The sequence below is a fragment of the Scytonema sp. UIC 10036 genome (genome assembly GCF_009725235.1).
Genome location: NZ_WJFC01000101.1, coordinates 1 through 24,052, shown reverse-complemented (window position 1 = coordinate 24,052; position 24,052 = coordinate 1). Strand labels below are relative to the sequence as shown.

The 24,052-nt window shown below is 40.7% G+C and carries 22 protein-coding genes and 2 pseudogenes; 13 read left to right on the top strand and 11 right to left on the bottom strand.

Going from position 1 to position 24,052, the window contains the following annotated elements; all coding sequences use genetic code 11:
* Positions 1-201: 201 nt before the first annotated feature.
* From F7734_RS35520 to F7734_RS35495, 6 genes are all read left to right on the top strand, one after another.
* Positions 202-960, top strand: a complete 759-nt coding sequence (locus F7734_RS35520; RefSeq protein ID WP_243147262.1) for a hypothetical protein — start codon at positions 202-204, stop codon at positions 958-960.
* A gap of 536 nt (positions 961-1,496) precedes the next feature.
* Positions 1,497-2,168, top strand: a complete 672-nt coding sequence (locus F7734_RS35515) for a hypothetical protein (protein WP_155749200.1) — start codon at positions 1,497-1,499, stop codon at positions 2,166-2,168.
* Positions 2,169-2,704: 536 nt separating this feature from the next.
* Positions 2,705-3,376 (top strand): hypothetical protein, encoded by a 672-nt coding sequence (locus tag F7734_RS35510; RefSeq protein ID WP_155749200.1) that lies wholly within the window; start codon positions 2,705-2,707, stop codon positions 3,374-3,376.
* A gap of 217 nt (positions 3,377-3,593) precedes the next feature.
* Positions 3,594-4,241 carry a type I restriction endonuclease subunit R gene (locus tag F7734_RS35505; protein WP_155749199.1) on the top strand — a complete coding sequence of 216 codons (648 nt, stop codon included), beginning with the start codon at positions 3,594-3,596 and terminating at the stop codon, positions 4,239-4,241.
* Between the two features lie 190 nt (positions 4,242-4,431).
* Complete coding sequence (locus F7734_RS35500; RefSeq protein ID WP_155749198.1) at positions 4,432-5,103, top strand: hypothetical protein; 672 nt, start codon at positions 4,432-4,434, stop codon at positions 5,101-5,103.
* Between the two features lie 279 nt (positions 5,104-5,382).
* Positions 5,383-5,571 carry a hypothetical protein gene (locus F7734_RS35495; RefSeq protein ID WP_155749197.1) on the top strand — a complete coding sequence of 63 codons (189 nt, stop codon included), beginning with the start codon at positions 5,383-5,385 and terminating at the stop codon, positions 5,569-5,571.
* Between the two features lie 254 nt (positions 5,572-5,825).
* Here F7734_RS35495 and F7734_RS35490 read toward each other — a convergent pair whose 3' ends face one another.
* The 3 genes from F7734_RS35490 to F7734_RS35480 all read right to left on the bottom strand — a co-directional run bounded on the left by F7734_RS35490 (position 5,826) and on the right by F7734_RS35480 (position 11,037).
* Complete coding sequence (locus F7734_RS35490; RefSeq protein WP_155749196.1) at positions 5,826-8,918, bottom strand: AAA-like domain-containing protein; 3,093 nt, start codon at positions 8,916-8,918, stop codon at positions 5,826-5,828.
* 3 nt (positions 8,919-8,921) lie between these two features.
* A complete protein-coding gene (locus F7734_RS35485; RefSeq protein ID WP_155749195.1) occupies positions 8,922-10,265 on the bottom strand; it encodes an AAA-like domain-containing protein in 1,344 nt (447 codons plus the stop codon).
* Between the two features lie 400 nt (positions 10,266-10,665).
* Positions 10,666-11,037: a hypothetical protein gene (locus F7734_RS35480; RefSeq protein ID WP_155749194.1), complete on the bottom strand. Its 372-nt coding sequence runs from the start codon at positions 11,035-11,037 to the stop codon at positions 10,666-10,668.
* 444 nt (positions 11,038-11,481) lie between these two features.
* Between F7734_RS35480 and F7734_RS35475 the strand changes: the two genes are divergently transcribed.
* The 3 genes and pseudogenes from F7734_RS35475 (at position 11,482) to F7734_RS35465 (ending at position 13,748) form a co-directional block, all read left to right on the top strand.
* Positions 11,482-12,462, top strand: coding sequence for a site-specific DNA-methyltransferase (locus F7734_RS35475; protein ID WP_155749193.1), 981 nt, complete (start codon positions 11,482-11,484; stop codon positions 12,460-12,462).
* 182 nt (positions 12,463-12,644) lie between these two features.
* Positions 12,645-13,110, top strand: a pseudogene (locus F7734_RS35470) (Uma2 family endonuclease).
* 218 nt (positions 13,111-13,328) lie between these two features.
* Positions 13,329-13,748: a hypothetical protein gene (locus F7734_RS35465; protein ID WP_207714289.1), complete on the top strand. Its 420-nt coding sequence runs from the start codon at positions 13,329-13,331 to the stop codon at positions 13,746-13,748.
* Positions 13,749-13,777: 29 nt separating this feature from the next.
* On the opposite strand, the gene F7734_RS35460 is transcribed toward F7734_RS35465, so the two are convergent.
* The 5 genes and pseudogenes from F7734_RS35460 to F7734_RS35440 form a co-directional block, all read right to left on the bottom strand.
* Entirely contained in the window at positions 13,778-15,505 is a 1,728-nt protein-coding gene (locus tag F7734_RS35460; protein ID WP_155749210.1) for an NAD+ synthase, read from the bottom strand.
* A 41-nt stretch (positions 15,506-15,546) separates the two neighbouring features.
* Entirely contained in the window at positions 15,547-15,840 is a 294-nt protein-coding gene (locus tag F7734_RS35455) for an isochorismate lyase (protein WP_155749191.1), read from the bottom strand.
* A gap of 31 nt (positions 15,841-15,871) precedes the next feature.
* Positions 15,872-16,618, bottom strand: a complete 747-nt coding sequence (locus tag F7734_RS35450) for an NUDIX domain-containing protein (protein WP_038083633.1) — start codon at positions 16,616-16,618, stop codon at positions 15,872-15,874.
* Positions 16,619-16,774: 156 nt separating this feature from the next.
* Complete coding sequence (locus F7734_RS35445) at positions 16,775-17,359, bottom strand: nicotinate-nucleotide adenylyltransferase (protein ID WP_166482352.1); 585 nt, start codon at positions 17,357-17,359, stop codon at positions 16,775-16,777.
* Between the two features lie 69 nt (positions 17,360-17,428).
* A pseudogene (locus F7734_RS35440) lies at positions 17,429-18,826 on the bottom strand (nicotinate phosphoribosyltransferase); the annotation flags it as partial.
* Positions 18,827-19,204: 378 nt separating this feature from the next.
* Here F7734_RS35440 and F7734_RS61005 point away from each other — a divergent pair.
* Positions 19,205-19,357 (top strand): hypothetical protein, encoded by a 153-nt coding sequence (locus F7734_RS61005; RefSeq protein WP_166482351.1) that lies wholly within the window; start codon positions 19,205-19,207, stop codon positions 19,355-19,357.
* Between the two features lie 90 nt (positions 19,358-19,447).
* Here F7734_RS61005 and F7734_RS35435 read toward each other — a convergent pair whose 3' ends face one another.
* A complete protein-coding gene (locus F7734_RS35435; RefSeq protein ID WP_155749190.1) occupies positions 19,448-20,059 on the bottom strand; it encodes a hypothetical protein in 612 nt (203 codons plus the stop codon).
* A 703-nt stretch (positions 20,060-20,762) separates the two neighbouring features.
* Between F7734_RS35435 and F7734_RS35430 the strand changes: the two genes are divergently transcribed.
* Complete coding sequence (locus F7734_RS35430) at positions 20,763-21,206, top strand: hypothetical protein (protein WP_155749189.1); 444 nt, start codon at positions 20,763-20,765, stop codon at positions 21,204-21,206.
* 201 nt (positions 21,207-21,407) lie between these two features.
* On the opposite strand, the gene F7734_RS35425 is transcribed toward F7734_RS35430, so the two are convergent.
* Positions 21,408-22,112 carry a diacylglycerol/polyprenol kinase family protein gene (locus tag F7734_RS35425; protein WP_155749188.1) on the bottom strand — a complete coding sequence of 235 codons (705 nt, stop codon included), beginning with the start codon at positions 22,110-22,112 and terminating at the stop codon, positions 21,408-21,410.
* Between the two features lie 61 nt (positions 22,113-22,173).
* Here F7734_RS35425 and yidD point away from each other — a divergent pair, with 61 nt between their 5' ends.
* The gene (gene yidD, locus F7734_RS35420) at positions 22,174-22,446 is read left to right on the top strand and encodes a membrane protein insertion efficiency factor YidD (protein ID WP_155749187.1); all 273 of its coding nucleotides are present in this window, start codon (positions 22,174-22,176) and stop codon (positions 22,444-22,446) included.
* A 23-nt stretch (positions 22,447-22,469) separates the two neighbouring features.
* On the top strand, positions 22,470-23,177 hold the full coding sequence (locus tag F7734_RS35415) for a M15 family metallopeptidase (RefSeq protein ID WP_155749209.1): 708 nt from the start codon (positions 22,470-22,472) through the stop codon (positions 23,175-23,177).
* Between the two features lie 66 nt (positions 23,178-23,243).
* Here the strand turns inward: F7734_RS35415 and F7734_RS35410 are convergent, their stop codons facing one another.
* Positions 23,244-23,717 (bottom strand): TspO/MBR family protein, encoded by a 474-nt coding sequence (locus F7734_RS35410; RefSeq protein WP_155749186.1) that lies wholly within the window; start codon positions 23,715-23,717, stop codon positions 23,244-23,246.
* Positions 23,718-24,052: the final 335 nt, after the last annotated feature.

The window sequence follows — 24,052 nt, the reverse complement described above, 5'->3', positions numbered from 1 at the left end:
AATCAGGGTTAGAAAAAACGTTCGTGATTACTCTGGTAAATGTTGAGAAAGCTCCGGCGGACAAGTCTAACAATGGGTAGCAATGTTGGCGAAATTAACTTACAGTTACCAGCCCCTTATGGTGTGAGAGCGCTTTTTTCTCCAAGCAAACCTAAAATTCTATAGAAAATTTTACAAGAAAAATTTCCGGAGTGTTGTATCATGAGTGAAAGAGGAAGCGCTCATGTTGCTTATGAGCACTTCCCCAAAAAATCAATCAAATTTACTTATTTCTGGAGCGATCTTAGCATGACTAAAGTACCGGAAACAAATCCTGCTGCAAATTTTTCAAAAACAGTTGCCGAAGAAGTTCAATATCTTATCCGTAGACTCGTCAAGCCTGGTCAAGATTTGACCAAAGAAGTCATTAGCGAGATTAGCTCTACAAATCCCTCCATACTACTCGGAGCCGCCAAGATTGGGCAATTGTTGCTATTCCTCAAAGATACACTCAAGCCCAAACAATATGAACAAGCCCTGGCCAATTCTCTCGGATGGATATCAGGTATTGCCAACCAGTTATTAAAACTAGCGCCCGTACTTGGAAGCTTCACCACAAAACAACTCGAGCAAATCAGTAGCCACCTCTCGCCGTCAGCGCTTTACAAATTAGCTACAGGTCGAACACCTGTTGAGGTTATCAAGTCCGTGCTGGAAAAAGCTTGCCATTGTGAGGTTTCTCAGAAAGAGATTCAAACTCAAACCAAGAAATATAAAGCCAGTCAACCCAAAAAAGAGCCAACGCCATGGAGATATGTGGGTAATGGTAGAGACTACCAGCCACCCAGACTTTCGGAAAAAGTAGGTTTAATTGTCGAACAACTTCGCGAGCCAAATGGGAAACCACGACGTTTTATCATCGAAGAAGCGGTTTTGTTGCTCGCAGAGAAATCTCAGCCAGCTTTTGTTACAGTGGCTTAGCTTTGTTGAAAAAATTTAGAGTCAATACTCTTGTCTGGTGGCTTTTGTGAATTGCCAAGAATCAAGTTCTTGAGCTTTGAGTGACTCAGAAATGAGAGCGGAACCGCTCGCATGAATTAAAACTCGTCAGCGAACAGTTAACCGCACCCTGTAGCTGATGGACGCTGATAAATTTGTACCTCAACAGACTAGGAAACGCTATATTGTCAAAAGCAATAAAGAAGCGATTACGGAAGACAGTAGGAGCGCGGCTATGAAAAGTGCTTGCTGAGATTTCTCTGCTAGCAACATACACCGCCTCTTCCATGACAAAACGTCGTGGTTTCCCCTACCTGATTTGTTTCTAGAAAATCTCCCTTGCTTTCGCCTTATGTTGTGACGCTTTTTTCTCCCAGCAAACCTAAAATTCTACAGAAAATTTTACAAGAAAAATTTCCGGACTGTTGTATCATGAGTGAAAAAGGAAGGGCTCGTGTTGACTGCAAGAGCACTTCCTCGGAAAAAAATTAAAATTATAATTCTGGAGTGATCTTAGCATGACTAAAGCATCCCTAACAAATCCTGCTGGCAATTTTTCACAAACAGTTGCCGAAGAAGTTCAATATCTTATCCGTAGACTCGTCAAGCCTGGTAAAGATTTGACCAAAGAAGTCATCGGCGAGATTAGATCCACGAATCCCTCCATGTTACTTGGAGCCGCCAAAATTGGGCAATTGTTGCTATTCCTCAAAGATACACTCAAGCCCAAGCAGTATGAACAAGCCCTGGCCAATTCTCTCGGATGGATATCAGGTATTGCCAACCAGTTATTAAAACTCGCACCCATACTGGGAAGCTTCACCACAAAACAACTCGAGCAAATCAGTAGCCACCTCTCGCCGTCAGCGCTGTACAAATTAGCTACAGGTCGAACACCTGTTGAGGTTATCAAGTCCGTGCTGGAAAAAGCTTGCCATTGTGAGGTTTCTCAGAAAGAGATTCAAACTCAAACCAAGAAATATAAAGCCAGTCAACCCAAAAAAGAGCCAACGCCATGGAGATATGTGGGTAATGGTAGAGACTACCAGCCACCCAGACTTTCGGAAAAAGTAGGTTTAATTGTCGAACAACTTCGCGAGCCAAATGGGAAACCACGACGTTTTATCATCGAAGAAGCGGTTTTGTTGCTCGCAGAGAAATCTCAGCCAGCTTTTGTTACAGTGGCTTAGCTTTGTTGAAAAAATTTAGAGTCAATACTCTTGTCTGGTGGCTTTTGTGAATTGCCAAGAATCAAGTTCTTGAGCTTTGAGTGACTCAGAAATGAGAGCGGAACCGCTCGCATGAATTAAAACTCGTCAGCGAACAGTTAACCGCACCCTGTAGCTGATGGACGCTGATAAATTTGTACCTCAACAGACTAGGAAACGCTATATTGTCAAAAGCAATAAAGAAGCGATTACGGAAGACAGTAGGAGCGCGGCTATGAAAAGTGCTTGCTGAGATTTCTCTGCTAGCAACATACACCGCCTCTTCCATGACAAAACGTCGTGGTTTCCCCTACCTGATTTGTTTCTAGAAAATCTCCCTTGCTTTCGCCTTATGTTGTGACGCTTTTTTCTCCCAGCAAACCTAAAATTCTACAGAAAATTTTACAAGAAAAATTTCCGGACTGTTGTATCATGAGTGAAAAAGGAAGGGCTCGTGTTGACTGCAAGAGCACTTCCTCGGAAAAAAATTAAAATTATAATTCTGGAGTGATCTTAGCATGACTAAAGCATCCCTAACAAATCCTGCTGGCAATTTTTCACAAACAGTTGCCGAAGAAGTTCAATATCTTATCCGTAGACTCGTCAAGCCTGGTAAAGATTTGACCAAAGAAGTCATCGGCGAGATTAGATCCACGAATCCCTCCATGTTACTTGGAGCCGCCAAAATTGGGCAATTGTTGCTATTCCTCAAAGATACACTCAAGCCCAAGCAGTATGAACAAGCCCTGGCCAATTCTCTCGGATGGATATCAGGTATTGCCAACCAGTTATTAAAACTCGCACCCATACTGGGAAGCTTCACCACAAAACAACTCGAGCAAATCAGTAGCCACCTCTCGCCGTCAGCGCTGTACAAATTAGCTACAGGTCGAACACCTGTTGAGGTTATCAAGTCCGTGCTGGAAAAAGCTTGCCATTGTGAGGTTTCTCAGAAAGAGATTCAAACTCAAACCAAGAAATATAAAGCCAGTCAACCCAAAAAAGAGCCAACGCCATGGAGATATGTGGGTAATGGTAGAGACTACCAGCCACCCAGACTTTCGGAAAAAGTAGGTTTAATTGTCGAACAACTTCGCGAGCCAAATGGGAAACCACGACGTTTTATCATCGAAGAAGCGGTTTTGTTGCTCGCAGAGAAATCTCAGCCAGCTTTTGTTACAGTGGCTTAGCTTTGTTGAAAAAATTTAGAGTCAATACTCTTGTCTGGTGGCTTTTGTGAATTGCCAAGAATCAAGTTCTTGAGCTTTGAGTGACTCAGAAATGAGAGCGGAACCGCTCGCATGAATTAAAACTCGTCAGCGAACAGGTAGGGGAAACCACGACACGGAACTAAACTATTTGCTCAGATAATACAATCTATGATTAAAGATATAGAAATGATAACTTATGGTTGAAACAGTTGGGATTATCAAAGCGATTACTAACCTGAACGAGGCGCACGCCAAGTTCAATTTAAGCCAGACTGCTAACCCAGAATTTTTCACAGAATGGTTTGAGGATTTACCCGAACTTACTGACAGCGAAAAAGCAACTTTGAATCGGCTGAAGAGTCGCTACCTCTATTATGCAGCAGACGGTTCAATCACAGAAGGTACTGTCAATATTATTATGCTTTCTCCACTACTGGAATTAATGGGTTTGTGCGATCCACCTTTTAAGATTCAGAGTGAGAAATTGGTGAATGTCGAAATTGAAAACGGAGGCAAAGAAGAACCAGTATTAGAAGGATTTATTGACGCTTTAGTTGTGCAAAATCGACTCTGGGTAGTGTTGATTGAATCGAAGCGTTATGGTTTGAGTGTTATGCAGGCTCTAGGGCAAACTTTAGCTTACATGATGGCACACCCTAACTTAGAAATGCCAGTTTTTGGAATGATAACGACTGGTGAAGACTATATTTTTATTAAGCTGAATCGGCAAACGCACTCTTACGATCTGTCAGACAAGTTTACGCTTTCAAAGCGTAGGAACAACGAGCTATATGAAGTTTTGCGAATAATGAAGCGAATTGTTAGCTTGGTTGTACAGGTGTAAGTGGTAAGGAGGACGTGGGGTGTCAAGCTAGTGTTTTTTCTCCGAGCCAACCTAAAATTCTACAGAAAATTTTACAAGAAAAATTTCCGGAGTATTGTATGATGAGTGAAAAAGGAAGCGCTCATGTTGCTCAGGAGCACTTCCTTAGAAAAATAAAATTTGATTAATTTAATTCTGGAGTGATCTTAGCATGACTAAAGCACCGGAAACAAATCCTGCTGGCAATTTTTCACAAACAGTTGCCGAAGAAGTTCAATATCTTATCCGTAGACTCGTCAAGCCCGGTAATGATTTGACAAAAGAAGTCATCGGCGAGATTAGCTCCACAAATCCTTCAATACTACTTGGAGCCGCCAAGATTGGGCAATTGTTGCTTTTCCTCAAAGATACACTTAAGCCCAAACAGTATGAACAAGCCCTGGCCAATTCTCTCGGATGGATATCAGGTATTGCCAACCAGTTATTAAAACTAGCACCCATACTTGGAAGCTTCACTACAAAACAACTCGAGCAAATCAGTAGCCACCTCTCGCCATCAGCGCTTTACAAATTAGCTACAGGTCGGACACCACTGGAGGTTATCAAGTCCGTGCTGGAAAAAGCTTGCAATTGTCAGGTTTCCCAGAAAGATATTCAAACTCAAACCAAGAAATATAAAGCGAGTCAACCCAAGAAAGAGCCAACGCCATGGAGATATGTCGGTAATGGTAGAGAATACCAGCCACCCAGACTTTCGGAAAAAGTAGGTTTAGTTGTCGAACAACTTCGCGAACAAAATGGGAAGCCGCGACGTTTTGTCATCGAAGAAGCAGTTTTGTTGTTCGCAGAGAAATCTCAGCAAGCACTTCTGACAGTAGCTTAGCTTGTCCAACAAATCAGGATTGAAAAATCTGCGGCAATATTTAAGACTTGACTAACAGTTAACCTGTTGACTTATGATAAAACACTGCAACATCAACGGTTGATAAGCTCTCGCTATCCCTTATAAGAGTAGCACTCCTTGGCTTTTAACCTATTTCCACAAATTTGAGCTTGAATGCCTGATTTTTCCTTCAAGAAAAAGCCCACCTATTTTTCCGAAAAATCTGACAAAATCCTCGATGATTTTGTGATTTTTTCGGATGGAAAGCTGTGAAGAAAAATGAAATTCTGGCTGACATCTTATGATTCGTTTAAGACGTATTTAGTAGAGTACGTACAAATAGTAACCAGAGAAAAATTGATGATGGAAACCGTAAAAAGCGGTAAGCCGGGTAAGGCTGGTGTCGAAGCGATCGCCGCTTACCGGGTCTTGAGTTCGTTAACTGGTATTGTAAATTTTAGTTTTTGAGAAATGAGAGCGTCAACGCTCTTGTCGGCTTCCCTTGATTGCCAAGAATTAAGTTCTTGGGCTTTGAGTTATTGAGAAATGAGAGCGTAATCGATCGCATGAACTAAAACTCGTCAACAAACAAAGTAGGAAGCCGTGACATTATGTCATCAGAGCAGAGGTTTTGTTGCTCGCAGAGAAATTTCAGCAAGCGCTTCTCGCAGTAGATCAACTGTGTTCAAAAAATTCAGACTCAATGCTGAAGTCCGCTCCCCTTAATTACCAGGTTTTTCGTTACAATCTATAGATAAGCGTGCGATCGGCTTGATACTGTTTTCGTAATCTAAGAAGGACAGATAAGTAGGTGAAATAACTGAAGGAAAACCTTTTGGATATTTTAACAAAAGGGGACTATGAAGGAACAATGGAGGTGTTGGGAGGTGTCCAGGAATTTTTCTTATCTCTTCTCGATCCAGTTTTAGTGAATTATCTAAAATTGTTCTGCCTCTGAAATTAAACTGATCGTAACTCTTCAAATTAAAATAATCTTTATTCCATTCACTATTCAACTTTTTTTCCTCACTCCATTTCACTGAATTAGCAAATTTTACGTAATCTAGAAATTCTAAATTTTTCAGTTTATTAATATCCTTATTCAAAAGTTTAGTGAAAATATTCTTCTGTACACTGAAACCGTAGATACCTTCTGAGTATCTTACCCATAGTGAGTCAATTGTTTGGAGGTGTTGGCAGGAAAAGCTATTAAGTTGTTCGCTGTCTAGATAACCTTCTTTTTCTCTGCTAGCAATAACAAGCATGAGTCGATGTGTTTTAACATCGGCTTCTCTCCAATTCTCTTTTTTCATTGAGTCTTCAATCTCAGCATAGTAGTGTTTGATAAGAGATTTTCTAACCTGGCTTAGCAAATGGCTATCGGGAATCTTTTGAAGTAAATCGATTAATTCCCAATGCAAAAATTCCACGTTTTTTTGGTTAATAACCTGGATCTCTTGATTAAAAGAATAAAGTTTTGTGGTCTTGAATTGAAGTAGAGCAAATGCTTCTTTATAAACTTTTACCGCTTTTTGATAGTCACCTTGCTCTTTTAGCAAAGTACCTTGTAGGTTTAAGACATAAACGCGAACTTCTTTTTCTTGAGGAGAGTTTTTTACGTACTTGTCCTCCAACAGGTTGAGGCTGTCTTGAATTGCTGTTATTGCTTCATCCGATCTTGCCAATTTCTGATATGCAAAGGCGATACCACTTAACAGTAAAGCTTGTTGAAGTTTAGAGTTTTCTTTAATTGCATAAGATAAACCTAATTGTCTCTTAGCTTCATCTGCTTCTTCTTGCATATTCTTACTATGAAGTTCTCCACTTAGTTCAGATAGCAATGAAACATTTTTAGCCTGGTTGTCAATTCTTGTAAGTCGTTGCTGCGCTGTTTCTGCTTCTCTATGTGCTTTCTGAGCCTTGTTGTTAGCTAGTGCTTCGCTTTGTTGTGCTATTTTCAATGCCTCTTCTGCTTTCTGCTGATTTTTGCGAACAACAAGCAATTCCCCTTTAGCATCGCTAGCAGTTTTTAGTGCTAAGAGAGCGTCATGCTTAGCTTTCGCTTTTTCTGACTCTGCTGCCTTACGCAATGCTTCTGCTTGCTGTTGACTTTTGCGAATAGAAGATAGTTTACCTTCAGCATCTTTAGCATATTTCTGTATTACCCGAGCATTTTTTTCTGTCCGTCGAGCCTCTAGTCTTGCAGCTGAAACTTCTTGCCTTGCTTGTTCTAACTCATCTTTAGCTATCCCTGCTTTACTATTAGCTTCTTTAAGCCTTTGCTCTGCATCCTTTGCTGTTTGGACTTGATTTCGTGCCACTATTACCGAAATTGCTGCTCCCAACACTGCCACAATTAAAACAACTTTTCCAATACTAATCAGTTGTTGAGCTTTCGTATAACCCTTGGTCAGTACCTGGTTCCTTTTTTCTATCGCTTCTCTATCTTTTCTCTCGCGCTCCAATGCAGCTTCTTTTTCTAATGCAGCTATTTCTTCTTCTCTATCTTTTCTCTCGCGCTCCAATGCAGCTTCTTTTTCTAATGCAGCTATTTCTTCTTGTTTTTCCTTGGCTTGGCTAGCTGCTAAAAACTCTCTATCCTGATAATTTAAGCTTTTATCAAACGCCCATTCCAAAGCATCTTGCAACGCCTTTCCCCGTAACAATCGGGATTCATCCTTACCATCAGAAGTCCTCCAAAATCTAAAATTATCAGAATAGGGGCGTAAATTCCTTAATTGTGTTTCAATCCAAATTTTGTCAAATATTTCTCTATAAATAGGATTGTAAACTCTTAACTGATTCTGTTGTCTGACAACTAACCCAGAAAGTTGTAATTCGCTGTGCTCTAGAGTATCATCTGCCGTAATTTCAGCTTTTTCTTCTGCAACTCGAATTTGTTGGTATAATTCCAGTAGATATCCAGCACGTTGCTCATCTCTCAAAATTCTGTCGCGAATTGTTCTAAAATGTTCGGGTTCATCTTGTGACTCCCAATTTTCAAGAATACGCGATCGCACCACCTGTTTGACAGTACGCGGATTGTCTTGAAGAGACTCCTCCACCATAAACTGACACAGCTTTTGCGTCAGAAAGGGTTGTCCTCCCGTCCAATGTAAAATGTCTTTCATGACTGCATGAGGATTGGAATATTTCCCGTACAACCCCTTCTCTAAAGAGTCAACTTCATGCAATTGGAAGCCTTTGAGAGTAATAGCTTTACCAATATTAAATGGAGTTCGTTTTTTATCTTCAATTAAATTGCTAGGTGATGCTACTCCCAATAAACAAAATGTGAGACGATTATAAATGGGATTAGCAACACGCTGATTATAGCAAGAACGGATAAACGCAAAAAAGTCATCAGTGGGAAAGTTAAGACTGAGAACGCTATCAATCTCATCAATAAAAATTACAATATTTTTTTGAATTTCAACAAGCAGTATTTCTTCCAAAAACAGGCGAAATCGCGTCACAAGTGAATTTAATTGATTCTCTGACCACCAATCCCCAAATTCCAAATCCAATCCAAAGCTATCAATGAGCGTATCAATCAAATCTGCATACCATTGTTCTGGTGGGACTTTCTGAATACCCCCAGCAGAAAGGTCAATAGCTGCACACTCCACACCATTATCTCTCAAGCGGCGCATGATTCGCACTCGCAGACTGGACTTGCCACTTTGTCTGGAATTAAGGACATAACAAAACTTTCCTGCTGTCAGTCCTTGATACAATTCGCGATCGGCTTCTCTGGTGACGTAGGTAGTCGCTTCTTCGGGTAGACTTCCAGAAAATTGGTATTCGTCAAGCATAGCTTACAAGAATCGCAAACGCTCAGAAAAGTACTGACGATATAAATCGTAACTGGGAACACAATCATTACCCTTGAGTTTTACCAAGCCCAAGCCATGCAGCTTAAACCCAACTTCCGCATCTAGTCGCACGGGTTCATTTGCCATCACCACTTTTTGATACGCTTCTTTTAACTTTCGATTATGCTGTAGTTTCCACAATTGCTGCCGCAGGTGACCGCTGAAAATTCCTTGTTCTGTTGGGGCAAGCTTCAACAGATCCTCTAAGGTAACTTGCTGACTTTTGAGGTTTGCCCCATTCGAGCTTAACCAAGCGATCGCCTGCTGTATGAGATAAGGATGTCCCCCCACCAATTTCATCAATTGACTCAGTCCCTGTTCTCCCAACTGTTCATCTGCTTCATACTCTAGAGCAAGAGTTTTCACTTGCTGTTGGTTAAATTCAGGTAACTCTATCGGTATGCCAACATTAAATGGAGAATGATTGATGTCCAACTCAGGATAAGCTTCTGTAGAATGGACTACCACCAATCGCAACTTCTTCCAAATATTCCCTACCCTATCTCCTTGTTTAGCCTTTTCGTACCAACCCCGCAATAGCAAGCAGAATTGGGTAAATATTTCGGGATATTCAAACAGCCGTTCAAAATTATCTATAGCAAAGACTAGCGGAGTTTCTAGAACCGATAATAAATATTTTTGGAAATAACGAGTACAATTTTGATTGAATCCATTAATGTCTTTCCAATATTTCTCTAAATTAGCTTCTAAGTCTAAATTATCAGAAACATCTATGCATAACCATTGCAGAAATGTTTCTAAATTGTTGAGGTTAGAATTATCAGCAAGCTTTAAATCTAATTTCGCTGTTCTATAACCCTGAATTCTAGCATAATTGAGCAATTTCTCTAATAATAAAGTTTTTCCCATTCTTGGTGGAGCTTTAATGCGAATCAAGGCACCTGAGTGTAAAATCCCCTTATAGCATTTTTCTTCAATAGGAGGTCGTTCAATATATATTGTGCTGGTTTCTATTGTAGGATTATCAGAAGGTTGTTGTATTAATTTTACACCCTCATTTGACAGTAGTTCTTCAGCAATATTTTTTAAGCTTAAATTTCCGTTATTGAAATTTCGTGCGCCAACAATTAAATCTTTAACCCATCCCTGTGCTTGCCCTATTTTTATTAAATTAAAGACAATTTCTTCTAATCCATTACCTCCAGTAATTTCATCTAGATTTTTGTCTAACTCGTATAACAACATCCGCTCTAATGATGCTTTATCAGGGAACGCATCAATTAAAGCTTGCTCTAATTTTCTCCACTGTTGACCTAATAAATTCATATTTTTCTATATAACTTATTTATTCACCTAGAAGCTAGAGGTAGTTAAAATTATTGTTGCTGTTTTACAAGCTACTTTTTAGACGCTGTAGTAGTAGAAGAGGTAAGCTTTCTGGTTATCTGTTGCTTAGTAGAAGGTACTCGCCCAGTTGCCATCTGAAAAGTTGACAGCAGAGAAACAGTACAGCCAGCACCTTGAAATCCTTGTACAGCCTTCAAAAACTACCGTATTTGAGAATTTCCCCTTGATTTAGCAAGATTTATCTTAGAACCATATTGAGGACACAGAATAATCTGAGTAGGCGTGGAACTCACATTTTGGAACATATTTTCGTATGTTAGCCCATTAAATTTATGTTACTTCCAATTAAATTTTCTTTGCTCGGAATCATATACCAAAGTTACAATATTAAGCCAACGTTGCTTCTGCTTTTCAGTAAGGCTATTTGTGCCTCACCAGAAGCTTCCTTAACTCCACACTGAGGAGCGGCAGTGTAGACGATTACTTTCTTGTTCCTACCGTTATTTAAATCTACATCTACAGAAAAAAATTCAATACGGACAAACAATTCATTGAAGTTGCTACCTATGGTATTCCCGATCGCTGACACTAAAGCTGAATTGGAAACAAATAATTTGGCATTTGATGACTGTTTTGAATTAACTAAGCCTTGTAACAATGCTTGACTTTCAGAAAGAGCCGCAGCAACAGGTTGGCTGAAGGCAAGCAAGGCTAATAACCAAGTAAATAATTGTGCTTGATACAACACCATTGAAGTAATGCTGACCAGAGTAGGCGATAACAGGTAAACAGGTTATGACTGGTCAATGACACCCTAATCTCAATGTATCAATATAGATTAATACTTTGCCACAGTAACAATAATCAGTATAAATCATAACTATGATATTTTGTCAGTCTTACACAAAATTTTTATTTTTTATACAAATGCAATACTTAATGCATTCGCTTCTCTCTAAGATTCTATAGAAAGGAAGCGGGTTGTCTACAGGTTTTGAGTAATACTTTTTACTTCAACTTCGGCTCCCGATAGCGCCAGGGATGGCTTTGTTACTAAAGCATCGCTACACAAAGCAAATTTGGGCATAAACTGGCAAGTTGTATTGGCGTTATAGCAGAGAAATTCCAGCAAGCACTTCTTACAGTGGCTTGATATTGATTAGAATTTAGTGACAGCCTAGTAAAAAAACTTTCCATGTCTTCTGTTCGCCTTATATCGCCTTTGACTGCTACTCATCAGAACTTAATAGAGGCTTATCAGAGCGATTACGGCATTCTCTACCGAGGCGATTGTCTCCAGTTTTTAAATGCTCTTCCTGATACGTGTGTCGATCTAGCATTTGCCGATCCGCCTTTCAACCTGGGTAAGGATTACGGCAAAGGTGTGAACGACCAGATGAAATCCGAAGAATACCTTGAATGGTCAAAACAGTGGCTGAGTGAAAGCATTCGTGTTTTGAAGCCAGGAGGCAGTTTATTTATTTTTAACTTGCCTAAATGGTGTATTGAGTATGGTGCATACCTGAACCAAAAAGGTATGCTTTTTCGCCACTGGATTGCATGCAGGATGCCTAAAGCTTTTCCTCGTGGCAAGCGAATGTCGCCAGCTCACTATGGATTGCTTTACTATACGAAAGGAGAACCCACTGTTTTCAATAAAGTATATACACCCATTCAAGTTTGCCGACATTGTGGAGGGGAAATTCGCGATTATGGCGGACACCGTAAAAAGCTAAATCCCCAAGGCATTAATTTGATGGATATTTGGGATACTCCTGAAGATGTCTGGGAAGATGCATCGGGCGATCGCACTGAAGCAACTTTTTGGACTGAACTAGAGGAAATGTGGAGCGACATTCCACCAGTACGACACCGCCAATATAAAACAAGAGGTGCGAATGAATTAGCTCCGATTATGCTAGAACGTATCATTGCTATGGCATCAAACCCAGGACAAATAGTTATCGATCCCTTTGGGGGTTCTGGAACTACATTCTATGCGGCAGAAAAGTTGCATCGGTATTGGCTGGGTACAGAAATTGGTGATGTTGAGCCAGCAGTAAAGCGACTAAAAGATTTAGCGCTCGGAAAAGTAGAAGAATGGGAATCGGCTAGAGGCAAGAAAAAAGCGAAAATTTTGCACAATGATTCAAAACAACTGGATTTATTTTCCTAAAAATCACTCTTCAAAACTACCACGACTAATTAAGGATACGTCTTGTACAATATTCACAGTTTAGGAGTATTCGCTTTTGGATTCTTACTTGGTATGCTTAATGGAGCTATTACAGGGGGATTTATAATGAAAATTATAAAGTTCTAAAATAGGACAGTCAGATGAACTAGATAGGCAAAAGCATGACTACAACCCCAATATACCAAAAGCAAAAACTCACCTTTGAGCAATTTATCGAGCAGTATCCTGAAGATGGTCGTTTTGAGTTAGTAAATGGAGAGATTGTCAGAGTACAAGCAACCAGACAGCACGATGATGTAGCAGATTTTATAGCCAAACAATTAGACCAAGAAGTTGACCGTCGTATCAACAAACTGGGAAGATGATTACATCGATAAGTTAGACGAATATCAACGTTTGGGGATTCCTGAGTATTGGATTGTAGACTACCTAGCTATTGGTAGCAGAGTTTATCTGGGAAAACCCAAGGTTCCCACTGTTTTTGTTTACCAATTAGATGATAAAGGAGTTTACCAACTCAATGCCTACAGAGGTAGCGATGCTGCAAAGCAGCCGCTACGCGAACGCATCATCTCCCCTACATTTCCAGAGTTACAATTAACTGTTGAGCAAATTTTAAGCGTTTAGAAATAGCAATTAAGAAAGTTTCTCTCTCAATACTTGTCGGGTTTTGCCTAAAAATATGAAAACACGTTTGTTGGGTTGAGGAACAAAACCCAACGTTTACAGACATTTGTTGGGTTTCGTTCCTCAACCCAACCTACAAAAATTCGAAAGACCTTGCAGTATTGGTTTCTCTCTTGTAGATTTACAGTATTTGAAATTGGCACTCCCCACAGCTTATAATGAGTGCTTGGACAATTCAGGAGCATTCCTTCCTTCGCTACATCCCGATTGTCTTATCGGAATTGTTCTTAACTAATAATACTGAGGTAACTACGATGGATCATCGGATAGAAAAATTGCTGAATCGCCAAATTGAGTTGATTGAAAGGTTACAGGATAGAGCTGATGAAATCTTGGATTGGAGAACTTCTCCGGATAACGCAGAAGCTGTTTTAGGATACTTTGACGCTCTAGAATGTGCCGTGGAAAGCTTGGGGGGTTTGTCTGAATTGTACCAAGAGTCCAAAGATTGGAATTTTGAGGAGGGCAACGAGCGTAGGAGCGCTCGCGACAGAGATGATGAGGACAGAAATGACTACCGTATAACCGATCGCGATCGAGATGAGAGGGATGATTATCAAGATAGAAGGCGATTGTAGCTCCATCTTGCCAACCATCCCGCTCGAGCTCACGAACTATATTTCATACCCACCCATTTACTTGCAATAGGCATTCGCCAACCCGTGCCAAAAGCGCGATCGGTAATCTTTAACCCTGGAGGTGCTTGCCTCCTTTTAAATTCTGCACGCGCCACTAAATCAATAACCCTGTCCACAATCCCCGGCTCGTGACCGGCGGCGACAATTTGTGCAGGGGATTGGTGTTGGTGAATCAAGCGTTCCAAGATATCATCCAAAACATCGTAGGGAGGAAGAGAATCTTGGTCAACTTGACCGGGTTTCAGTTCCGCGCTAGGTGCTTTCGTCAGGACGTTTTCTGGAATGATATATTGAGCATTGGAAGGTATTTTCCCCAATCCCCACTGCTTACTGAAGCGCACCTGAGTGTTCAACCACCGACAAATTGAATAAACGCGAGTTTTTGGAACATCCGCGATCGCAGCCAATCCACCATTCATATCCCCATACAGAGTACAGTAACCAACTGCAACTTCTGATTTATTACCAGTCGATAAGAGGAGATGACCAAATTTGTTAGAAATTGCCATCAATAAATTCCCTCTAATCCGGGATTGAAGGTTCTCCTCAGCCAATCCAAATTCCGTGCCTGCAAACAATTCGGCTAAAGTATTGTCATAACCTTCCATCAACTTCCCGATTGGCAAAATCTGAGTTTTAATCCCCAAATTATTCGCCAATCCCAAAGCATCACCGATCGAATGCTCCGAACTATAAGGTGAAGGCAAAAGAACACCAAGGACATTTTCTGGACCTAGTGCTGCAGTAGCAACAGCAGCCACTAATGAAGAATCTATACCACCGCTCAAACCCAGGACAACTTTAGAAAAGCCGCACTTACGCACGTAATCATACACTCCCAAAACCAAAGCGTGCCATATTTCTTCATCTTCAGACTCATATCTTGGTGCAATGGAACCCACTTGTAAATCTTTCTGCACTTCATCAAATTCCACCACAACTAAGTCTTTCTCAAAACCAGAAGCGCGACACACCATTTCACCTTTACGGTTGAGGGCAAAACTTCTGCCATCAAAAATTAAATCGTCATTTCCTCCAACCTGATTGGCGTAAATCAGGGGTTGCCCATAGCGCACGGCACTATGCTTGAGCATTTCTTCTCGAAAGCGCTGTTTCCCAACACTGTAGGGAGAAGCCGACAAATTTACAACAAAATCTACACCTAAAATTGCTAGATCGGCAATTGGATTCGTGGTGTAACTGCGTTTCCCCCAAAATTCTTCATCATTCCACAAATCTTCGCAAATCGTGACGCCAATATGAATATCATCTAAAGAAAAATAATTCGCTTGTAATCCCGCTTCAAAATAGCGGTTTTCGTCAAAGACATCATAAGTAGGCAAAAGACGTTTGTGAAAAATTTGCTGTACTGTCCCTTTCTCCAACAAAGCAATACTATTAAATAACGATTTACCGCCATTACTATGTGCTTTGACATTCTCATCAACAGTTCCTACCAAAACAGCAAGTTCCGATGGCAAATCCCTTGCCAATTGTTGCAAATAAAAATTCATTGCCTGTACAAAACTAGGATTGAGCAATAAATCTCTAGGAGGATAACCACATAAAGAAAGTTCTGGAGTCAATAGCAAACGCGCTCCAACACTTGCGGCTTTTTTTGCCGCTTCCAGAATCTCTTTTGCATTACCGGGCAAATCACCAATAATAGGATTAAGTTGAGCGATCGCAATTTTCATAGGAATTTTCAATTTTAGATTTTATTTAGTAAACTAGAATTCTAGTTTGACTGCCAATGTTTTAATTCTTCGTCAATGAAATAATTAACTAAATCTTGGTATAGCTTTTCAATAACATCTGGGTTTAACCCTGCTTCTTCTGCCCAGACTCGTCTTTGCTGCAACATAGCGTTAAATCTTTCTGGTGCTTTTACACTGTTTTCACTTATTTTGAACTTAGCTGCTGCCTTGACGTAAGCAAATCGTTTTCCCAGAGCGGAGATAACTTGCTTGTCAATTTCATCAATACAAGTACGAATTTCTTGAATATCAGAACATTTATCTGGAGACTTCATGGCTTGGCATCCTTAGGACTTTAGCGATTAATTAAATAAAAACTAAAGGTTTATCTTTAAACGGAGCAAAAGCTTCAGCATCAAACCGATATAAACTAGCCGGACGACCAGCCCCTCGCGACACCTTGATTCCGGTATCGCATAAAAAACCCAACTTCAGCAGACGTGCGCGGAAATTAGAATAATCAGAAAAATTTTCCCCCAAAACTGTAGTATATAACTGATATAAATCATTCAAAGTAAACATTTCTGGCAAAACCTCAAAAGCCACTGGGCTGTACTCCAACTTATTTCGCAAACGCCTGTGTCCGTAAGCCAGAATTTCGTTGTGGTCAAAAGCCAATTGTGGCACCTGCTTTACAGGATACCAAGCTATTCCCGTCATGCGATCGGCAATTAATTCTGCTTCTTCAAATCGCACGAGAGCAAAATAACTCACCGAAAGATAACGCACACCATAACTATCACTAGCTTCCCGTGGATCGCGTTGCGGTCCCCCAAAGGTATACAACTGCTCTAGATAAAGATTCTTTGCTCTAATTTTCTCTGACAAAATGCGATAAGCCGCATCTTCCAAAGACTCGCCTTGACGCACCAAAGTACCGGGAAGGCTCCAATGATTTAAAAATGGCTCCTGCTGTCTCATCACTAGTAAAACAAGCAGGCGGTTTTGGGCAGTATCTACAGAAAAAATAACATTATCCACACCAACCTTAAAATCTGCTAAAGGGGGTTGATTGAGTGGAGCAACAAACTTTCTTTGGCTGCGTCCCGGCATAGGAACCATTGTTCAAAGCAGTAAGGGTTGTTCTTTGTCCGTTGTCATTTGTCCGTTGTCATTTGTCCGTTGTCATTTGTTCTTTGTAAAAGATTCATAACCAATGACCAATGACCAATAACCAATGACCAATAACCAATGACCAATAACCAATGACTAATGACCAATGACTAATGACCATTTATACAAATGTTCTTTATGAATGTAGTCAACCACAAGAGGTGTTAGAACTTCGCTGTCGCCACTTTCTCGATAAGCAGTTGAAGAAACATCCGGACCGATAAAGTTGGCAAACTCGATTGTTCCTCCCAGTTTTTGTATGATATGCACGCTAGACTCATCTATAACGAATCCCGGACGTGGTACGACTAGAAGTTGTACTTGTTGTAATAACTCTTCAATTCGATACCATCTTGGCAGTTGAGATAACAAATCCGAACCGACTACTAATGTAAACTCCGATTGGTCTCCCCAACGAGCTTTTGCTTTTTCTAATGTTTCTAGCGTTCTCAAACTACTTAATTGCTGTTCCAATCCAATATTGTCCTGTGGTGCATCTATATCCTTAATTAACAAATGCAGCATTGCCACTCGATGTTCCAATCTTGTTTGATGGGACTTAAATGGATTGTCTGCAGCCCACACTGCTACCCAATCGTATTTACTGGACAACCATTTAATAATGGCTTGATGTCCTGCAGTTGGTGGATCGGCACTCGTACCAAATAATGCGATTCTCATGGTTAGGGGGTAGGGGGTAGGGGGTGGGGTTAGGGGGTAGGGGCACAAGGCATTGCCCCGTACAGGGGGTTTTTTTCTGGTTTGTTGTGTCAGTTCCTCTAGGGCGGTGGAGATATTCACTTGTACTGACATGGGGTTATTCAGTTGTCTGACATCGAACGGTAAACTGGCGACTGCAGCTGCTGTGCGCTGCCTAATTTGTGCTATGTTTTCTGGCGATCGCACTCTAGTACCCTCTTTCATAAAAAGTTCCAATAAAGGTTGTTCTTCCAAAGAATTTTCTGTCGCCAGTCCCAACTTATCGGCTTTCACCTTACCTCCGTCGAAAGTGCGAAAAATTTGCTTGCGTCCTGGATAAGTTCCTTTGCCAGTTGATTGTTTCATCACTGGGATACCATCTATTTCCACCAGTTTGTAGACTCCGTTTACGGAAGAACCTGTCACTAAACGCGTTCCTAAGCCATAACCATCAATCTCAGCACCAGCTGCTTTTAACTTCGCTATTTCCCACTCGTCCAAGTCTCCACTGGCAAAAATCGACACTCCTGGAAGCAACAACCTCACTTGTTTTGACAGGGACACCAAATCTCCTGAATCCAGCCTGACTCCAGATAATTCCATTTCCCCAGAATTGACCTTTTCCGCCAAACGCTGAGCTGCAGCTATTGAATCATAAGTATCAATCAACAATGGCGCACCTGGAAAATAACGGTGAAATGCGGTAAAAGCTTGTTCTTCGTTACCTTCCATTGCTGACAATGCCATAACCAAAGAATGAGCCATTGTACCACTGGGCTTTTGCCCCAGTTGCAGTGCTGCTAACACATTTGATGTTGCATCCAAACCACCAGCTAAAGCCGCACGTGCTGCCCACAAAGAAGCTTGTGGGCTAAATGCTCTTCTTGTGCCAAATTCCAACAGTGTTGCATTCTCAGATGCGACATCGCGCACTCTTGCTGCCCGTGTCGCAATTAAACTTTGGTAATTCAAAGTGTTTAACAGGTAGGTTTCCACCATCTGGGCTTGCCAGAGGGGTGCTTCTACTCGCAACAGTGGTTCGTGAGCAAACACGGCTGTTCCTTCAGGAACTGCCCAAACATCTCCTGTAAAACGTCCTTCAGCTAGGAGTGACCAAAAGCGGCTGGGCGCATTTGCAAAAATTCCTGTCGCTTGTAAAGCTTCCACATGAGTTGCACTAAAGCGAAAATTTTCCAAATATTCCAACGCTTGTGCCAAACCCATTGCAATTAAATAACCAAAATTTTGTGGCAAGCGTCTGACGAACAACTCAAAACTTGCTCGCCGTTGTTCTACACCTTCGCCGGTGTAACAAGCCGCCATCGTCAACTGGTAAAGGTCTGTCAGCAAACTGTAGTTAACAGATGAAAACGTTAACTCTTGATTTTCCAAACTCTGCTGCTTCTGGCAGTCTGTAGATGCATAGTTCAATACTGGGAAACTGGTCATGGCATAACGCTCTTGGAAGAAAGCTTATGATTTATGGTAGTTTTTACCATAACTATTGTCAACTAGTCATCAGTTTTTTCTTGAAAATGCCTGAAACCCGTATTCATACGTGGTGCATATTATTATCTTAATCTATTATTTAAAATTTTTTAATAGTTTTACGTGGTAATAAAGAAAAAGAGGACAGCATAAAAGTAAAAAAAACTTATCCTTTACCTCCAGTCTTACCCTTTTCCCAGCTTAACTATTGCAAATATGTATCTCTTATTGTTGCGGAGAGTATAAATATATTTCTAATGAGAGACAACCAAAAAGTTGTTAACTAAACTAGAAAGATATAACAATCTAAGCAATTACAGACAAGGGAGTATTGGTATTATGGCTATCTCCAAGATACTTGCTGATTTCACTCAGTTTGTTTCTGAAGCAGCAATGCGGATTTTTACTCCTACTAATGATGCATATCCAAATATTGGTGTACAACCATTTACAGGCGATCCTTATAAGCAAAAAACAGATAATCGGTGGTAAGGTTAGTGGATAGTAGTTAGTGGTTAGTGGTTAGTAGATAGTAGTTAGTGGCTTTTCTACTAACTACTAACCACTAACTACTATCCCTGTTTAACAATGATCCCATTCCAACTCGGCTAATAGGAATAGGCAGAAAAACATTACAGCGCCAGTTACTAGAAATTGCCAACCACCTACATACGGTAAAATGAAAATTCCTAACAGGTGAATAACGCTTGCGAAGAGTAGAGCTCGCGCTCGGATTGCTAACCCGGTACAAACATAGCCGAAGGAGCACAAACCCAACCACACAGGGCATAAATTTAACAGTATTTCTCCCCAGCAAAAAAAAACGGCCAAATCAGTTAAAACTACACCCAATAACATCAGCCTAACCCAACAATATAATATCCAACAGACTTGTTTTTGCTTTACCCAAGAATGAGTCCAAGAAACCATTCCTACAGTCGCAATAATGGAAAGTATCGACCACAAAACTGCCTGTACATCCCAACTAACAGCTAAGAACTGAGCAGTGACAAACATGGGTGCGATCGCTAAACCCCAAAGTAGAAAGGATTGGTCAAGACGGGTGTAAAAATTTGAATACAGTTGTATGTTACCTATTTGCCAACTAACTTGCCGACACCCTTGTAAAAGATAAGTTTCTTGGGTAGCTTGTTTGCGGCGCAAAGGTGGCACGGAATTATTAAAAAAGCTCATTTTAATTTTTGCAGAAAACAATGATTTTTTGGGTATTATATTGCCATATTTAGTCTTTAAATTTATTGCTTATTGTGCGGTGTTTTTCTCTTAATCTCTCTCTAGGTATGACTTCTGTTTGGTTATATTCTCTCGTTTGTTGGATTTTTGTGCTCAATTTTACATATAAGTAATAATAACCACTTTTTCATTAATTCTGACTTCTGAATTCTTCTTCAATTAAAAACTCCTTCTAATGGAATAGTTTTTGATATTGATAAATTAAAAATTGTTATAGAATTGCAATATTAACTAAGTGAGCACCCTGACTTCTTAAAGAAGTCGGGGTTCTTGCAGTAACCCAAGTGGTGTCAACAGTAAAAACCTTTACTATATGTCAATCTATAAATACAACTAGATTTTGTTTGTATTGAAAAATACACCATTGCGATTCATTTTTTTGCTTTACTTTTGCCAAAAAATCATTTCCAACTTGTCTTTAGCAGTGTTTAGACAAGAATGCAAACATTAACAAATAATAAAGATTCTGGCAAAAAGAGAGTTGCGATCGCTAATAACTCTCCTTTATCTGTCATGCGTGATAACCCATTTTTATAGGCTTTGCTTTCTCTTCAACTCAAGTAAAAAGGATAGCTTCAGCCAAAACCTTGCAAAAGGAATTCCCAGGGAACAAAGAGGGAAAAAAACTAGGAGCACCGAAAGAATGTTGTCTAAAAACAGTTATTTGCGGTTTGCAGTCAGTGCCTTAATATTGCTAAGTTGTTTGGGGTTTGAGACAGCCACAGCACAGACAAATAGAAGAATTAAAAACCAGCAACAGCCTCTTCAAACAAAGGCTGATACAAATGTGATGAATCTCCTCTCACCAGAAGCAGAAAAATATTTATTAACGGAAGATAATTTGGAATCAGAAGGAGAACTCATACAAGCTAAACATCACCACTGTCATAAAGTTCATCACCGGAAAGTGCGGCATTACAGAGTGCATCATCGCAGGAGCGATCGTTGTCCGTGTCCTGTCAAGCATCACCACCCCGTTCATTATCCTCGAAAGGTCTACCACTATCACTATCATCACTACAGAGTGCATCCACGTAAGGCATATCGTCACGGGATTCCGCGTCACGAGAATTTTTATCGGCATTAATTAGTTGTTGGTTGTTAGTTGTTAGTTGTTAGTTGTTGGTTGTTAGTTGTTGGTTGTTAGTTGTTGGTTGTTAGTTGTTGGTTGTTCCACTCACTACTAACCACTAACTACTAACCACTAACCACTAACTACTAACCACTAACCACTAACCACTAACCACTAACCACTAACCACTAACTACTAACCACTAACCACTAACCACTAACCACTCAACCAAGTATTCAAAAAGAAAGCGACTGCAGCGCTACCTAAAGGAACTGTTAAATTGTCGATTCCGAACATTGAAAAAACTTCCAAGCCAGTAGCCACCAAGGCGACTGCTAAAGAAACCAACCAAGTTTGCCAGACATTACCTTGTACGGTTAGTAAGATTGAACTACCAATTAAATAGCTCACAGCAGTAACTGTTAGAGAACCTTCCAAGCTTTTCTGTCTCCCAAACACTTTGTATTTGTGCTTCCCAAATCGCTGACCAACGAGTGCTGCTAGTCCATCACCCCATGTCATCACTAAGACTCCCAAGACTGCATAGTGGGGTTGCTGTATAGACCAGAAGCCAGCTATGAGAATACCGATACTGGCAGAATAGAAAAAAGTTCCGAGACTTTTGCGCCCAACACTATCAATACCGGGGAGAATAGGAAATCGGTAAGACAACAGGGTGGCTGCACTCGCTACAATCGAAGCGGTAATGCCAACACTGGCTGGAATACCCAACCACCAAGCAACTAAGATTATGTTGCCAGTCCCAATATGTACGATCTTTCTAACAACTTCAGGGTCTTTGTTATCAAGACGATTTACCCACCACGCAACTCCGAGCATGAGGAATACCCAAATTGACGCAATGGCAATCTGTAGGTAAACAGGAGGGATGGATTCTAAACTAGGTAATGAATTTAGCAAAGATAAAACAAGATAAAAACTTTAACCTCTAATACCACTTTATTAGATCTAAGCAACATAAATGAAATTATTACTAATTTTGCCGATTCGGTTCTACCGAATATTTATTTCACCTATGTTTCCTCCAAGCTGTCGCTTTCAACCAACTTGTTCAATGTACGCTCTCCAAGCCATTGAACGATTTGGAGTCTGGCGGGGTAGTTGGTTGGCAATTAGGCGTATTTTACGTTGCCATCCGTTTCATCCCGGCGGCTACGATCCCGTACCGGAACAGATAGGGGGGACAAGGGAGACAAGGGAGACAAGGGAGACAAATGACACTAGTGACCAATGACAAATGACAAATGCCTAAATAAAATGCGACCCTATCATAAAGTATTAATTCTTGAATGTGGTGAACCGTTGGTAGAGATTCCTTTGGGACGGTTTGCTGTGGAATCTCCCCATCCTTATGAAAGGTTGGGTGCTCCTTATGGCGAAGTCTCACCTTATTTTCTCCGTAAAAGCGTTGTGGATAGCTTGATAGTTGCTCAGAACTATCTCCAGCAAATCCGTCCTAACTGGCTGATCCAAATTTTTGATGCCTACCGTCCCGTACAGGTACAGCAGTTTATGGTGAATTATGCTTTTTCCCAAGCCTTAGAGATGAGAGGGCTGAGTGAGGCTGAATTGTCACCAGATCGTCTCAGCGAGATTTGGGAGGAGGTTTATAAAATTTGGGCTGAACCCAGTTTGGACAAAACAACTCCACCTCCTCACAGTACGGGTGCTGCTGTTGATGTTACATTGGTGGATGATGTAGGAGGAATTGTCGATATGGGTTCGCCTATTGACGAAATGTCAGAGCGATCGCACCCATTGCACTTTGCCAACACTACCGATTTACAGGGACAACAGTATCACGCCAATAGGCAACTTCTGTGCAGTGTTATGGAAAAAGCAGGATTCAAGCGCAATCCCAGAGAGTGGTGGCATTTTTCCTTAGGCGATCAGATGTGGGCTTGGCTAAATAATGAAGCGAATCCCGACAATCCGTTCAACGCACGCTACGGACGATTATTTTAATACTGTACGGGCGCATTGCCTTGCGTCCCCACTAACAACTAACCACCAACCACTAACAACTAACCCTCAAGCATCTTGAGGATTAAGTTGAATTAACTCCTCTGTCGTATAAGTTCCTACTGGACTCCAGATCAGATACGGAACGAGCAGTAACGCAGCCAGTTTTGATATTGGTAAAACTGCGATTGTCAGCAAAACACCCAGAATAACGCCTATCGATCCAATGATTTCTCCGATTCTTAAACTCCGCCACCTTAGCATAAGTGGAATGTAAGAAATAGTAATAATTTCCAATAGGAGAAACAGACCCATAAAAATCCAACTTCTCAAACTACCTGGATTATGCTGCCAAACAATATTAGCGGAAGCTGCACCGCAAATAAAAATAACAGTCCAAATGATGGGAATCAGCGGTTCAAAGACTAACCAACGGGGGCGAGTTAACCGTGCAAACCACTTGACATCACGAGGTGTTATGAAAAAACTGCCAACTGCGATTAAAAAAGTAACAGCCCCAATTACCATCCAAGATTGAATCATTGCCCTTATACCTTGTTAAGTATTTTGTCAAGCCACACAAGGCAATTGTGGCAATTGAGTGCATAATTTTAATCAGTCGTAAGTTGGAATTGTTAGTTGTGAGTTGTTAGTGGTTAGTAGATAGTGGTTAGTTGCTAGTTGTTAGTGGTTAGTTGTTAGTTGCTAGTTGCTAGTTGTTAGTTGTTATCAACCACTATCTACTAACCACTATCTACTAACCACTATCTACTAACCACTATCTACTAACCACTATCTACTAACCACTATCTACTAACCACTATCTACTAACCACTATCTACTAACCACTATCTACTAACCACTATCTACTAACCACT